The sequence below is a fragment of the bacterium genome, assembly GCA_036524115.1.
GTDB lineage: Bacteria > JAUVQV01 > JAUVQV01 > JAUVQV01 > DATDCY01 > DATDCY01.
Window position 1 is genome coordinate 1 of sequence record DATDCY010000273.1, and the last position, 13,624, is coordinate 13,624.

Below are 13,624 nucleotides of genomic sequence, written 5' to 3' on the forward strand. Positions count from 1 at the left end.
ACCCGGCGGCGGCGGGCGAGCTGCGGCGCGAGCTGGCGGGCACCGGCATCGAGGTCGGGGCCGGGCAGGAGGGGCTCGTGCGCGCGGCGGTGCACCCCGAGGCGCAGATCGTGCTGTCGGCCATCGTGGGCGCGGCCGGCATCCTGCCCACGTGGGAGGCGGCGCGCGCCGGCAGGACGATCGCCCTTGCGAACAAGGAGTCGCTCGTCGCGGCCGGCGCCGCGATCACGGGGGCGGTGCGTGCCTCCGGCGGGACGATCCTCCCCGTGGACAGCGAGCACAGCGCGCTCTTCCAGCTGCTGCGCGACCGCGAACCGTCCGAGGTCCGGAACATCATCCTCACCGCCTCCGGCGGGCCGTTCTTCCGGCGTGCCGGGGACCTTGCCGCGGTGGCCCCGGAGGATGCGCTGCGCCACCCGAGCTGGAGCATGGGCGCGAAGGTCACGATCGACTCGGCGACGCTGATGAACAAGGGCCTGGAGGTCATCGAGGCGCACTGGCTCTTCGGGGTGCCGCTCGAGCGCATCGCCGTCGTCGTGCACCCCCAGAGCATCGTGCACGGCGCGGTCGAGCTCTGCGACGGCGCGTTGCTGGCGCACCTGTCGCCGCCGGACATGCGCATCCCGATCGCCGCCGCGCTGCACCACCCCGAGCGCGTGGCGTTGCCGTGGAAGCGCCTGGATCTCGCCGCGCTCGGGCGGCTGGAGTTCCACGAGCCGGACCACGGCCGGTTCCCCGCGCTGCGGCTGGCCTACGACGCCTTCGCCCGCGGCGGGACGGCGCCGGCGGTGCTCAACGCGGCGAACGAGGTCGCGGTCGAGGCCTTCCTCGCGCGGCGCCTCGGCTTCACGGCCATCCCGGCGCTGGTCGCCGCGGTGCTCGAGCGCCAGCCGGCCGGGCCGGCGCAGCCCGGCATCCCGGAGGTGCTCGCCGCGGACGCCGCGGCGCGCGCGGCGGCGCGCGCGGTCCTGGACGATTTCGAACCCCCACGGAGGACATAGATGACCGGATTCATCACCGCGATCCTGGTGCTCTCGGCGCTCGTGCTGGTGCACGAACTCGGGCACTTCATCGCCGCGCGCCGCCTCGGCGTCGGGGTGCTCAAGTTCTCCATCGGCTTCGGCCCGCGCGTCTGGAGCGTCAAGCGCGGGCAGACCGAGTACGCGATCTCGGCGTTCCCCCTCGGCGGCTTCGTGAAGATGGTCGGGGACAGCGAGGAGGAGAGGGCCCCCGCCGAGGGCGCGGACGCGGCGCCGTCGGAGCCGCCGCCCGATCCGGCGACGTCGTTCGAGCACAAGTCGGTGTGGGCGCGCATGCTCATCGTGGGCGCCGGCCCGATCTCGAACATCGTGTTCGCGATTGCGGTCTTCTGGGTCGTGTTCATGGCCGGGGTGCCGACGCTGCTGACGGAGATCGGCACCGTGCAGCCGAACTACCCCGCCGCCGACGCCGGGCTGCGGCCCGGCGACGTGATCGCGGCGATCGACGGCCGGCCGGTGGGGACCTGGGACGAGCTGACGGAGGTCGTGCACGCGAGCGCCGGCAGGGCCCGCGAGTTCACCGTGCGGCGCGGCTCCGAGACGCTGGCGCTGTCCATCACGCCGCGCCCCTCGCCCTCGGCGACGGTCTTCGGCGAGGCGACGACGGTCGGGCTCATCGGGATCACACCGGCCGAGCGCTTCGTGACGCGCCGCTTCGGGCCGGTGGACGCGGCCTGGCAGAGCCTGCGGCGCACCGGCGAGATCATGGAGCTGACGATCGTGGGGATCGTCAAGATCTTCCAGCGCGTCGTGCCCGCGAAGACCATCGGCGGACCGATCATGATCGTGCAGATGGCGAAGCAGCAGGCGCAGCTTGGGGTGATGAACCTGGTGTTCTTCAGCGCGTTCCTCTCGATCTCGCTCGGCCTCTTCAACCTCTTCCCGATCCCCGTGCTCGACGGGGGCCAGATCTGGTTCCTGCTGGCCGAGGCCGTCCGCGGCAAGCCGCTGAGCCGGCGCACGCGGGAGATCACGCAGCAGATCGGCCTCGCGCTGCTGGTGCTGCTGATGCTCTTCGCCTTCTACAACGACATCAGCCGGAACATCACGGGGGACAAGGGCTTCTGATGCGCGGAGCGGCGGCTGCGCCAGTGGGCCGGACGGTCGCGGTGCGCGTCGGCGCCCTGACCGTCGGCGGCGGCGCGCCGGTGAGCGTGCAGTCCATGACCAAGACCGACACGCGCGACGTCGGCGCGACGGTCCGCCAGCTGCGCGCCCTCGAGCGCGCCGGGTGCCAGATCGGCCGCGTCGCCGTGCCGGACCGCGGCGCCCTCGAGGCGTTTGCCCGCATCCGCGGGAAGGTCTCGCTGCCGCTTGTCGCGGACATCCACTTCGACCACCGGCTCGCGATCGCGTGCATCGCCGCCGGCGCGGACAAGGTGCGGATCAACCCGGGGAACATCGGCGGCACCGCGCGGATGCAGGAGGTGGCCCTGCGGGCGCAGGAGCGCGGCTGCGCGATCCGCGTCGGCGTCAACGCCGGCTCGCTCGAGCGCGAGATCGCGGCGAAGCACGGCGGCGCCACGCCGGCTGCGCTCGTCGAGAGCGCGCAGCGGGCGGTCCGGGACCTGGAGGCCGTCGGCTTCACCGCGATCGTCGTCTCGCTCAAGGCCTCCAGCGTGCCGCACACGATCGCCGCGTACCGCCTCGCCGCCCGCGCCCTGCGCTACCCGTTGCACCTCGGCGTCACGGAGGCCGGCTTCGGGCTGGCCGGGATCGTCAAGTCCTCCGTGGGGATGGGGACGCTGCTGGCCGACGGGATCGGCGACACGCTGCGGGTCTCGCTCACCGACTCGCCGCTCGTGGAGGTGCGCGTCGGGCGCGAGATCCTCGCCTCCCTGGGGCTGCGCCGCGAGGGCGTGGAGATCGTCTCCTGTCCGACCTGCGGCCGCTGCGGCGTGGACCTGCGGCGCACCGCGCGCGCCGTGGCGCGGGCGCTGGCCGACGTCGCGGAACCGCTGACGGTGGCGGTGATGGGCTGCCCGGTGAACGGCCCGGGCGAGGCGAAGGCGGCGGACGTCGGGCTGGCGGGAGGGCGCGGCAAGGCGGTGATCTTCGCGCGCGGGCAGGTGTTGAAAACCGTGCCGGAATCGCGCATGATCGCGGCATTGACCGGGGCGGTGCGGGAGGAGGCCGCGCGGCGCAGGCGGGCCCGCGGGCGGGGGTAGGCGCGACGATGGTGCTCAAGCGCAGGAGCGAGAGGCGGGCGACGGTCCGTCCCGAGAACGCCACCGTCCGGATCGTCACCTTCCGGGTCGGGCCGGAGCTCTACGGCCTCGAGATCTCCGGGGTGCGGGAGATCGACCGGATGCGCCCCGTGACGCGCGTCCCCCAGGCGCTCTCGTTCGTCGAGGGGGTCATCCATCTGCGCGGGGAGATCATCCCCGTGATCGACCTCGCGCGGCGCTTCGGCATCGGCGCGCTGGAGGCCGACAAGCGCACGCGGATCGTGATCGCGACGCTGCGCGGGCAGCACGTCGGGCTCATCGTCACCGCGGTCACGGAGGTGCTGCCGATCGCCGCCAGCGCCATCGGCGCGCCGCCGCAGCTGACCTTCGAGGCCGGCGCGCGCTACATCTCGGGCATGGCCCGCGTCAAGGAGGAGCTGATCAGCATCCTCGACCTCGACCGGCTGCTCTCCACCGAGGAATTCGCCCAGCTGCAGCAGCAGTCATTGGTTTAGCGCGGGTCAATCAGGAGGCCCTGATCCGCCCTGGCTGCGGTGCGGTCCTTGCCGCCGCGAGCCTGCGAGTGGCGGTGGTGCGGTGTGCACCAGCACACCTCCGCGCGCCCATCCCCGCTGCCTTGCCATGACCGATCATGACGCTCCTGCTTGACTCGCGCTGTCGATGTGTGTTGGACGCCATGGCGAATTCTTCAAAAATCACGCGACTCGTGCATAATGCGTCGGAATGGACGGTGCAGAGCATCCTTGATCGATAGAAGAGAGGGAACACCATGCGATTGACCCAGTACCTGGTCCCCACGCTGCGCGAAGACCCCGCGGAAGCCGAGGTCGTCTCGCACCGGCTGATGCTGCGCGCCGGCATGATCCGCAAGACGGCGGCGGGCGTGTACTCCTTCCTGCCGCTGGGCCTGCGCGCGCTGCGGCGCGTCGAGGCCATCGTGCGCGGCGAGATGGACCGCGCCGGCGCGCTCGAGGTGCTGCTGCCGGCGCTCTCGCCGGCGGAGCTCTGGCGCGAGACGGGCCGCTGGGACGTCTACGGCCGGGAGCTGATGCGCCTTCGCGACCGGCACGACCGCGACTTCTGTCTCGGGCCGACGCACGAGGAGGTCATCACCGACCTCGTGCGCCGCGAGGTGCGCTCGTGGCGGCAGCTGCCGGTGAACCTCTACCAGATCCAGACCAAGTTCCGGGACGAGATCCGGCCGCGCTTCGGCCTGATGCGCGGGCGCGAGTTCGGAATGAAGGACGCCTACAGCTTCGACCGCGACGAGGCGGGCGCCGAGGAGAGCTACCGCGCGATGTTCTGCGCCTACCAGCGGATCTTCGAGCGCTGCGGCCTGCGCTTCAAGGCGGTCGAGGCCGACTCCGGGCAGATCGGCGGCTCGTTCTCGCACGAGTTCATGGTGCTGGCGGACACGGGCGAGGACGCCGTGGTCTCCTGCACCGCCTGCGGCTACGCCGCGAACCTCGAGAAGGCGCAGGTCGCCCAGCCGGCGCGCACCGAAGATGTCGACGCGGGGCGGTTGCCCGCGCGCGTGGCGACGCCCGGGATGCGCACGGTCGAGGAGGTCACGGCGTTCCTCGGCGTCGACGCGCAGCGCCTTGTCAAGACGCTGCTCTTCGACGCGGGCGGCGAGATCGTGGCCGTGCTCGTGCGCGGTGACCACCAGGTGAACGAGACCAAGCTCAAGAACCATCTCGGCGGACGCGAGGCGGTGCCGGCGACGCCGGCCCAGGTGGAGAAGGCCACGGGCGCGCCGGTCGGCTTCGCGGGGCCCGTGGGCCTCGCGGGCGTGCCGGTCTTCGCCGACCGGCACGTCGAGGCGATGGCGCACTTCGTCGTCGGCGCCAATGCCGCCGACACGCACCTGAAGGACGTCTGCCACGGGCGCGACTTCGCCGTGGCCGCGTTCGCGGACCTCAAGAGCGCGGAGCCGGGCGACCCCTGCGCCAAGTGCGGCAAGCCGCTGGAGATCGTCCGCGGCATCGAGGTCGGGCACGTCTTCAAGCTCGGGACGAAGTACACCCGGGCGATGCAGGCCGTCTACCTCGACGAGCAGGGGAAGGAGCAGGAGATCGTCATGGGCTGCTACGGGATCGGCACCGGCCGCACCGTCGCGGCCTCGGTCGAGCAGAACCACGACGCCGACGGGATCATCTGGCCGGTGCCGCTGGCGCCGTTCCCCGTGCACCTGGTGACGATGAGCGAGACCGACGCGGCGGTGCGCGCGGCGGCGGAGGCGCTCAGCGCCGACCTCGAGAAGCGCGGCATCGAGGTCCTCTGGGACGACCGTGACGAACGGCCGGGCGTGAAGTTCAAGGACGCCGACCTGCTCGGCATGCCGCTGCGCGTCGTGCTCGGCGGCAAGTCGCTCGCGAAGGGCGTCGGCGAGCTGCGCGTGCGCCGCACCGGCGAGAAGTCGGAGGCGCCGCTGGCGGAGCTGGCGGCGACGGTCGAGCGGCTGCTCGGGACGCTGGTGTAGGGCGACGTCGCGGCGGAGCGTGGGGATGCACTTCACGGTTCACTTTCGCGGCGACGACACCTGGGAGGAGGACTACAGCTACGGGCTGGTCTTCAACCCGAACCCGCGCTGGGTGAAGGGCGCCGCCGTGGTCCTGAGCATGGAGTCGAAGACGGGATACCGGCAGGGGAGCGTCAAGGCGCTGCTCAAGGCCGAGAAGCTCACCCGGAAGTTGACGAAACCGAGGAGCGCGACGATCCTCGTCCACGAGGTCGGGCTCGGGACGCCGCGCGACTACCAGAACCTGATCAGCGACCTCGAGGCGTCGGGCTTCGAGACCAGGATCTTCGAGTAGGACAGGGGGCAGGGACGGCGGGGACGGGGCGGCGCCGATCGGCCGCTGAGCTGCGCGCTCGCCCTGGGCCTGTCCGGCCCTGCGCTCGAAACGCATAACTGGCCCCTGCGGGGACGCTCCAATCCAGACGCTGCGGTGCCCGAGCGCTCGACCATGCGCCCGCCCGTCGCCGCCCCGTCCCCGCCTGGCATGTTCCCGGCACACAGGTTCGGCTGGGGAAGTCGTTTGAATGTTGTTGGATGACAATTGACCGGCGGAGGGGTGGCGCGAAGCGGGGGACCCCCGGCGGCGCGCAGCGGAGCGAGCACCGACGGGGGTGCGCAGCGACAGGACCCCGCAGCCTGCACGGGTCCGTCAGTTGCTGTTCTAGACGGCGTACTTCGCGACGAGGTCCCCCACCTGCGAGGTGCTCTTCCCCATCTTCCCGGCGCTGAGCGACTTCAGGTCCTTCGCGACGACCCTCATCACCGCCTTCTCGATGCGCGCCGCGGCCTTCTCCTCGCCGAGCGTCTCGAGCATCATCTGACCGGCGCAGATCGCCGCCAGCGGGTTGATGATGTTCTGGCCGGTGTACTTCGGCGCCGAGCCGCCGATCGGTTCGAACATCGACACGCCCTCGGGGTTGATGTTGCCGCCGGCGGCGATCCCCATGCCGCCCTGCGTGATCGCGCCGAGGTCCGTGATGATGTCGCCGAACATGTTGCCGGTGACGATGACGTCGAACCACTCCGGGTTCTTGACCATCCACATGCACGTCGCGTCGACGTGATAGTACTCCCGCTTGATCTTCGGGTACTTCGCGGCGCCCATCTCGTGGAACGCGCGCTCCCAGAGATCGTAGAGGAAGGTCAGCACGTTCGTCTTGCCGCAGAGCGCCAGCGTGTTCTTCTTCCTGCGCTTCTTCGTCAGCTCGAACGCGAACTTCAGGCAGCGGTCGACCTGGTGGCGCGTGTAGACGGCGGTCTGCGTCGCGACCTCGTGCGGCGTGCCCTTCATCATCACGCCGCCGGAGCCGGTGTAGGCGTCGCCGGAGTTCTCGCGCACGACGACGTAGTCGATGTCCGCGGGCCCCTTGTCCTTGAGCGGCGTCTCGACGCCGGGGAAGAGCTTGATCGGCCGCAGGTTGATGTACTGGTCGAGCCCGAAGCGCAGCTCGAGCAGGATGCCCTTCTCGAGGATGCCGGGCTTCACGTCGGGGTGGCCGATGGCGCCGAGGAAGATCGCGTCGTGCTTCTTCATCTCCGCGACCGCGTTGGCGGGGAGCACCTCGCCGGTGCGCAGGTAGCGGTCGCCGCCCCAGTCGTAGTCGACCAGTTCGAGCTTGAAGCCCTCGACGGCCGCCACGGCCTTGAGCACCTTGACGCCCTCGCGCACCACCTCGGGCCCGGTCCCGTCGCCGCCGAGCACCGCGATCTTGTACTTCTTCGCCATTCCCGCCTCCCTGGGTGAATCCCGTTGAAAATGCCCGGGATTGTACCGGCGCGGCCCGGCTTTGACAAGGACGGTGACCTGCGTGCGATCGTGTAGAATCCGTCCAGGCTCCGACGGCGCGGTCTACCCGCGGACTGCGCGAGGCGCGGGGTCGGAGGCCGGCTGCCGCCACCATGCCAGGGCCACGATCTGCGAGGGAGAAGATGCAGTGAAGCGACGTACTGTCGCGCTCGTGCTCTCATTCCTGGCGCTGCATCCGCGGATCGCCTTCGCCTGGGAGGACGCGCCCCGCGATGGCCGGCACACCGTGGAGGAGGCGGCCGGCGCGCTTCGCCAGACGATGGATGAAGCGGTGCGCTCGCAGGGCTGCGTGGGCGTGTCGCGAAGCGGCAGGGGATCCTTGAACGCCGGTCTGTACGGGACGGTGGGTTTCGGCACCGGTTTCGGCGAAGTGTCGGCCGTTGGCGACCTGGGCCGGGCGGAGACGTACTTCGACTGGCAGGCGCTTCACTTTGTCGAGGCGGGCCTGCAGGCCGAGACGCTGCGCATGGGGCTCGGGTGGACGGGCTGGGACGGCGGCGACACGGCGGCCGGCATGAACCAGGTGGATTGTCTCGTAACGTGGTTCCCGCTGTTGCCGCACGGCTTCTACATCAAGGCGGGCCTTGGCCTTGGGCTGGTCGATGTGCCTGCCGAGCGAGGAGGCGGTTCGTACGGCGGTTTCAGCGGTCGCGTCGGCCTGGGGTGGGAGTTCCCGCTCTCGGAGCAGCTGTGCGCGGGCGTGGAGACGGGCGCCGTCGGGGTTACCTTCGACCCCAGCGGCGCCGACCGGGGCCGCACGGAGGAGCTCAGCGCGACGCTCCTCGCCGTGACACTGAGCTTCGTTCCGTGACGGCTGCGACGACCGCGGCGCTTGGGGCGCCGCGACGCGGGAGGGGACGATGCCCAGGCTGCTGAGCGACGTCGCGCTGTGCCTCGGCGCGGCGCTCGGGGTGGTGCTGCTCTTCCGCCGGCTCAACCTCCCGAGCGTCGCCGGCTTCCTGCTCGCCGGCATGCTCATCGGGCCGAGCGGGCTCGGGCTCATTCACCACTCGGGCGAGGTCCAGGACGTTTCCGAACTGGGCATCGCCCTGCTGCTGTTCGCGATCGGACTCGACATCTCCCTGCGCCGGATCGTCGACTACGGCCGCTTCTTCCTCGGCGCGGGCGCGGCGCAGCTCGGGCTGACCGCGGTGGCGGGGGCGCTCTTCCTCGCGGCGCGGGGGACGCCCTGGGGCGGCGCGGCGCTGCTCGGCTTCGCGGGGGCGCTGAGCAGCACCGCCATCGTCCTCAAGATCCTCGCCGGTCGCGGCGAGATGGCCACGCCGCACGGGCAGCTGGCGCTCGGGGTGCTGATCTTCCAGGACCTCGCGGTGATACCGGCGATGGCGCTGCTGGCGGTCTTCGCGGCCGGCGGCGCGGCCAGCCCCCTCGCCGCCGCGGCCGCCGTCGCCAAGGCCCTCGCCGGCATGGCGGCGCTGCTCCTCGCCGGGCGGTACCTCGCGCCGCGGCTCTTCGCGTACGCGACGCGCTCGCAGTCGCGCGAGGTCTTCAGCCTGCTCGTGGTCTTCCTGCTGCTCGGGACGGCGTGGCTCGCCTCGCGCTTCGGGCTGTCCCTGGCGATGGGGGCCTTCCTCGCCGGCCTGATCCTCGCGGAGTCGGACTACGGCCCGCAGGCGCTCGCCGAGATCGTGCCGATCAAGGAGACCTTCAGCGGCCTGTTCTTCACCTCGCTCGGCATGCTCCTCGACCTGCGCTTCGTCGTGGCGGAGGCCTGGTCGCTCGCCGGGCTGGCCGTGCTCGCCGTCGCCGGCAAGGCCCTGCTCGCCTCGCTCGCCTGCCGGCTCGTGTACCCTTCCTGGCGGATCTCGTTCACCGCGGGGCTCACGCTGGCGCAGGTCGGGGAGTTCGCGCTCGTGATCGCCGCGGCCGCCCTGCCGCTGGGGCTCGTCTCGGGACGGGACCACCAGGTGCTGCTCGCGGTGACCGCGCTGACGATGCTGGTCTCGCCGTTCCTGATCTCCTCGGCGCACACGCTCGCGCTGCGCCTGACCCGGCGGCTCGGCGAGGCGTCGGCCCCGCCGCCGGCGGACGCGCTCCACGAGAGCTGCGCGCTGCGCGAGCACGTGGTCATCGTCGGCTACGGGCTCAACGGGGCGAATCTCGCGCGCGTCCTCACGGCGACCTCGATCCCCTACCTCGTCCTCGACCTGAACCCCGTGCTCGTGGAGGAGGGGCGGCGCGCCGGGCACGACGTGCGCTACGGCGACGGGACGCTCGCCGAGGTGCTGCGCGCGGTCGCGCTCGACCGCGCGCGGGTGCTCGTGGTCGCCATCTCCGACCCGCTGGCGACGCGCCAGGTGGTGACCGTGGCCCGCGCGGTGAACCCTGCCATCCACCTGGTCGTGCGCACGCGGTTTCTGCGCGAGATTTCGGAGCTGACCCGCCTGGGTGCCGACGAGGTCATCGCCGAGGAATTCGAGACATCGGTCGAGATCTTCACCCGTGTCCTGCGCGAGCTGCTCGTGCCGCGCAACGTGATCGCGATCCAGGTCGACCTCGTGCGCCGCGAGGGCTACGGCATGCTGCGCGGCCTGCGCATGCCCTCGCGCCTGCAGGATCAGCTGGCGCACATCCTCGCCGCCAGCGCGGTCGACAACGTCCAGCTCCTGGAGGGGTCGCCGGCCCTCGGCAGGACGCTCGCGGAGCTGCGGCTGCGCGAGGAAACGGGCGTCAGCGTCGTCGCCGTGATCCGCCAGGGGAAGGCCCAGACGAACCCGCCGCCGGACTGGCGCTTCGCCCTCGGCGACATCCTGGTGGTCATGGGGGCCCACCGCGAGGTCGACGCCGCCGACCGGCTGCTCTCGCCTGAGGGCCGCCCATAAGAGCCCGTCAGCGCCCGGCACTGGCTCACGCCGTGCGAGAGTGGGCCTGGCGGGCGCTTCCAAGGGGGCTCCGCCCCCTATGGCGCGGCTGCCGCCGCTGTACCCCTGGACGGCGCCCGCCTCACATACGCCTTCTGATGGCTCCGGTTGTGTCGGCAGAGCTGGGCTTGGGAAGGTGACGGGCTTCAAAGAACGCGACAGATCAGCCCCTTGAGGTACTCCGACTCCGGGAAGCTCAGGAGCACCGGGTGGTCCGGCGGCTGCGAGAGCACCTCCAGGACCTGGACCTCGCGGCCCGCGTCCTGCGCCGCCCAGCGGACGATCTCGCGGAAGAAGGCCGGCTCTATCCCGCCCGAGCAGGAGAAGGTCGCGAGGATTCCCTCGGGGGCGAGGAGCTTCATGCCCAGCAGGTTGACGTCCTTGTAGGCCCGCGCCGCCTTCTGGGCCTGGGCCCGGGTCGGCGCCAGGCGCGGCGGGTCGAGGACGACGAGATCGAATCCGCGGCCGGCGTCGCGCAGGCGGCGCAGTTCCTCGAAGGCGTTGCCGCGGCGAACCTCGGTCGGCACGCCGTCCAGGCCGTTCAGCCCGAGATGACGGGCGGCGAGGTCGAGCGCCTCCTGCGAGGAGTCCACGAGCGTCAGCGACGTGGCGCCCGCGCGCGCCGCGTGGACCGAGAACGCGCCGGTGTAGCAGAAGGCGTCGAGGACGCGCCGGCCGCGCGCCCAAGCCGCGACGGCGGGACGGTTGAGCCGCTGGTCCACGTAGAAGCCGGTCTTCTGGCCGGCGGCGAGGTTCGCGACGAAGCGCAGGCCGGCCTCGGCGATCTCGACCGGCGCGCCCGCACCACCCGCCTCGCCGTCGGGCGGGGGCCCGAGGCCCTCGAGCGCCCGATGCTCGGGATCCGAGCGGTCGAGCACCGCCGCGGGCGCGAGCAGCTCCCGCAGGGCCGCGAGCGTCTCCGCGCGCATCCGCTCGGCCCCCGGCGTGTGCACCTGCACCGCGAGGCGGTCGGCGTAGCGGTCGACGACGAGCCCCGGGAGGCGGTCGGCCTCGGAGAAGACCAGCCGGCAGGCGCCCGCGGGCTCGGCGAGCAGATCGCGGCGGCGGGCGACGGCCTCACGCAGGCGATCGCGCCACCAGAAGCCGTCGACGCCGACGTCCTCGCGCGCCTCGACGACGCGGACACGGATGCGCGAGCCGGGGCTGTAGAAGCCGCGGGCGACGAAGGCGCCGCCGGCGTCCTCGACGCGGACGACGTCCCCGGGCGCAGGGTCGCCGGCGACCCTGCCCACCGCGCCGGAGAAGATCCAGGGGTGTCCCGCGCGCGCGGCCTTCTCGCGTCCCGGCAGGAGGCGGACCGTCCCTTCGCCCGCGCCGTCCACGCCGCGCCCTACACCCCGAAGAAGGCGCGGACGCGCTCGAGCAGGTCGCCGTGCTCCCGGGCGCGCGCGGCCGCGGCCTCTTCGCTCTCGCGGATGCTCTCGGCGAGGCGGCTGCGGCGCGCCGTCACGATCCGCGTCATCTCCTCGAGCACGCGGGGGTTTGCCGCCGCGATGTGGCGGAAGTCCTCGCGACCGACGGCTACGACCTCGGCCCCCTCGAGCACGACGACGGTCGCGGTGCGCGGGTCACCCGTCAGCAGGGACATCTCCCCGAAGAAGCTGCCCGGGCCGAGCGTGGAGACCACGGTCTCCTGGCCGGCGCTGGCGACGCGCACCTCGACGCGGCCGCGCGTGACCAGGAAGAGCGAGTCGCCGCGGTCACCCTGGCGGATGACGGTCTCGCCCGCGCCGAAGAGCTGGGGGCGCAGCCGGGCGGCCAGGGCCAGGCGCTCGTCGTCGCTGAGCGCCTCGAAGATGTCGACGCACCGCAGCGCCGCCGCCGTCCGGCGGGAGGCCTCCTCGGCCGGGGCGCACGGCGGCTCGCGCCGGAGCACGCGCGCCGGGAAACCGTGCTCGATGCCGTCGCGGTTGAGGCGGTACCAGACGCGGGCGGCGATCTCGCCCCGCAGGTCGTTGATGCGCCGGTAGTCGTCGAGCCAGTAGCGGACGCGGTAGAGGACCGCGGACTCCCCGAACTCCCAGACCAGCGCCTGCGCGGGCGGCGCTTCGAGCACGCCGGGGACGCCGCGCATGGCGTCGGTCAGCGCGGCCAGCACCTCGCCGGGCGGGTGGCGGTAGGCCACGTGCACGTCGAGGAAGGCGCGGTGCGCCGGGGTCGGGCGCGAGTAGTTGGTGAGGGGCGAGCGCGTCACGAGCGAGTTCGGGAACGTCATCTCGTCGCCGTCGAGCGAGACGATGCGCACGGTCCGCCAGCCGACCTGGCTGACGCGCCCGTCGCTCTCGCCGACGCGCACCCAGTCGTCGATCGCCAGCGGGGCCTCCATCTGCAGCGCCAACCCCGCGAAGAAGCTGCCGAGCGTGTCCTGGAGGGCGAGGCCGAGGACGACGGAGATCATCGCGCTCGTGGCCAGCAGCGACGCCAGGTTCACGCCGAGTGTCCCGCGCAGGAGGAGGAAGAACGCCGTCAGCGCCAGGGCCAGCGTCGCGAAGTCGCGCAGGATGCGGGGCGGGGGCGAGCGCCGGAGCCAGGCGACGAGCACCAGGTCGAGGAGGAGGAACTGCACGAACTCGAGGAGGCCGACCAGGGCGAGGATCCGTCCGGCGACCAGCAGGCCGGGGCCGGCCGCGTCCCGGGCGCCCGGGGGGAGCAGCGAGGCGCAGGCGGCGACGAGGGAGGCCAGCAGCAGGAAGAACAGCGTGCGGCGCAGCGAAGCCTGCCAGCGGAGCCGGCTGCCGAGGGCGACGCCCGCGGCAAGGACGGCCGCCGCCGCCAGCGCCGCTGACAGGGGCAGCTCGGCGGCGGACGCGCCGGCGGTTGCTGCGAGCACGGTCTCCCCCCCCTTCGCGGGCGTCCGCGGTGCGCGGGCGCGCTGCGTGTACGGTATGGGAGGCCGGCGGCGGGGTCAAGTGCGGGCGCCGCCGGCGCATTCCTTGACAGGCCCGGGGCGTCCCCCTACATTCGCCACACGGGCCTAGTCCTGGGCCGGAGGTGTCTCAATGGCGTTCGGGATAGTCGGCGCAGGCCGGATGGGGATGCAGATTGCGAGGCGGGTTGCCGCCGCGGGAGTGCCCGTGGTGGGCTTCGACCCCGCGCCACACGCCGCGGCATCGCTGCGGCAGGGCGGCATCGAGGCCGTCGCCAGCCTCGCTGATTTGGCGGCG

At 72.5% G+C, this 13,624-nt stretch carries 11 protein-coding genes; 8 read left to right on the forward strand and 3 right to left on the reverse strand.

What is annotated here, in order from left to right:
* The 6 genes from dxr to VI078_13055 all read left to right on the forward strand — a co-directional run.
* On the forward strand, positions 1-1,001 hold a 1,001-nt coding region (gene dxr, locus VI078_13030), incomplete at its 5' end, for a 1-deoxy-D-xylulose-5-phosphate reductoisomerase (GenBank protein HEY6000205.1).
* On the forward strand, positions 1,002-2,108 hold the full coding sequence (gene rseP, locus VI078_13035) for an RIP metalloprotease RseP (GenBank protein HEY6000206.1): 1,107 nt from the start codon (positions 1,002-1,004) through the stop codon (positions 2,106-2,108).
* Positions 2,108-3,208, forward strand: coding sequence for a flavodoxin-dependent (E)-4-hydroxy-3-methylbut-2-enyl-diphosphate synthase (ispG, locus tag VI078_13040; protein ID HEY6000207.1), 1,101 nt, complete (start codon positions 2,108-2,110; stop codon positions 3,206-3,208). Before rseP ends, ispG begins: the two co-directional genes overlap by 1 nt.
* An 8-nt stretch (positions 3,209-3,216) precedes the next feature.
* Positions 3,217-3,723 carry a chemotaxis protein CheW gene (locus VI078_13045; protein ID HEY6000208.1) on the forward strand — a complete coding sequence of 169 codons (507 nt, stop codon included), beginning with the start codon at positions 3,217-3,219 and terminating at the stop codon, positions 3,721-3,723.
* A 275-nt stretch (positions 3,724-3,998) separates the two neighbouring features.
* Positions 3,999-5,711: a proline--tRNA ligase gene (locus tag VI078_13050; protein ID HEY6000209.1), complete on the forward strand. Its 1,713-nt coding sequence runs from the start codon at positions 3,999-4,001 to the stop codon at positions 5,709-5,711.
* A 25-nt stretch (positions 5,712-5,736) separates the two neighbouring features.
* Complete coding sequence (locus tag VI078_13055) at positions 5,737-6,045, forward strand: hypothetical protein (GenBank protein ID HEY6000210.1); 309 nt, start codon at positions 5,737-5,739, stop codon at positions 6,043-6,045.
* 366 nt (positions 6,046-6,411) lie between these two features.
* On the opposite strand, the gene VI078_13060 is transcribed toward VI078_13055, so the two are convergent.
* Complete coding sequence (locus VI078_13060) at positions 6,412-7,476, reverse strand: 3-isopropylmalate dehydrogenase (GenBank protein HEY6000211.1); 1,065 nt, start codon at positions 7,474-7,476, stop codon at positions 6,412-6,414.
* Positions 7,477-7,684: 208 nt separating this feature from the next.
* Here VI078_13060 and VI078_13065 point away from each other — a divergent pair, with 208 nt between their 5' ends.
* Both VI078_13065 and VI078_13070 read left to right on the forward strand, forming a co-directional pair.
* Positions 7,685-8,368, forward strand: a complete 684-nt coding sequence (locus tag VI078_13065; GenBank protein HEY6000212.1) for a hypothetical protein — start codon at positions 7,685-7,687, stop codon at positions 8,366-8,368.
* A gap of 49 nt (positions 8,369-8,417) precedes the next feature.
* The gene (locus VI078_13070; protein ID HEY6000213.1) at positions 8,418-10,400 is read left to right on the forward strand and encodes a cation:proton antiporter; all 1,983 of its coding nucleotides are present in this window, start codon (positions 8,418-8,420) and stop codon (positions 10,398-10,400) included.
* Positions 10,401-10,585: 185 nt separating this feature from the next.
* On the opposite strand, the gene VI078_13075 is transcribed toward VI078_13070, so the two are convergent.
* Entirely contained in the window at positions 10,586-11,782 is a 1,197-nt protein-coding gene (locus VI078_13075) for a class I SAM-dependent rRNA methyltransferase (protein HEY6000214.1), read from the reverse strand.
* An 8-nt stretch (positions 11,783-11,790) separates the two neighbouring features.
* Positions 11,791-13,290 (reverse strand): mechanosensitive ion channel family protein, encoded by a 1,500-nt coding sequence (locus tag VI078_13080; protein HEY6000215.1) that lies wholly within the window; start codon positions 13,288-13,290, stop codon positions 11,791-11,793.
* Positions 13,291-13,624 lie beyond the last annotated feature (334 nt).

Excerpts from the sequence above, each read along its gene's own strand:
- VI078_13050 (HEY6000209.1), top strand. The coding sequence starts at position 3,999 with ATGCGATTGACCCAGTACCTGGTCCCCACGCTGCGCGAAGACCCCGCG.
- VI078_13060 (HEY6000211.1), bottom strand. The coding sequence starts at position 7,476 with ATGGCGAAGAAGTACAAGATCGCGGTGCTCGGCGGCGACGGGACCGGG.
- VI078_13055 (HEY6000210.1), top strand. The coding sequence starts at position 5,737 with ATGCACTTCACGGTTCACTTTCGCGGCGACGACACCTGGGAGGAGGAC.
- rseP (HEY6000206.1), top strand. The coding sequence starts at position 1,002 with ATGACCGGATTCATCACCGCGATCCTGGTGCTCTCGGCGCTCGTGCTG.
- ispG (HEY6000207.1), top strand. The coding sequence starts at position 2,108 with ATGCGCGGAGCGGCGGCTGCGCCAGTGGGCCGGACGGTCGCGGTGCGC.
- VI078_13070 (HEY6000213.1), top strand. The coding sequence starts at position 8,418 with ATGCCCAGGCTGCTGAGCGACGTCGCGCTGTGCCTCGGCGCGGCGCTC.
- VI078_13045 (HEY6000208.1), top strand. The coding sequence starts at position 3,217 with ATGGTGCTCAAGCGCAGGAGCGAGAGGCGGGCGACGGTCCGTCCCGAG.